At 48.1% G+C, this 235-nt stretch carries 1 pseudogene; it reads left to right on the top strand.

Going from position 1 to position 235, the window contains the following annotated elements:
- A pseudogene (locus Q4519_RS22130) lies at positions 1 to 235 on the top strand (type II secretion system F family protein); the annotation flags it as partial.

Below are 235 nucleotides of genomic sequence, written 5' to 3'. Positions count from 1 at the left end.
TCACTGGGCGACTTGAAGCCAACGATGAAACCACCGCTGCCGATAGTTTATTGCGTCGTGGTGTGATGCCGCTAACCATAAAGGCGGCAAATGCAGAGTCAGACTTTGATTTAAGCTTATGGCTAGAGCGATCGATCCCGATGGATCAAATGGTGATTTATACCCGGCAAATGTACTCGCTAACCAAGGCAGTCATCCCGATTATTCGAGCTATTAATGGTTTGGCGGACTCTAC

Source organism: Motilimonas sp. 1_MG-2023 (assembly GCF_030547455.1).
Classification (GTDB): domain Bacteria; phylum Pseudomonadota; class Gammaproteobacteria; order Enterobacterales; family CBDFNC01; genus Motilimonas.
Note: the sequence above shows the minus strand (reverse complement) of the source record. Positions and strands in the feature narration are given on the sequence as shown.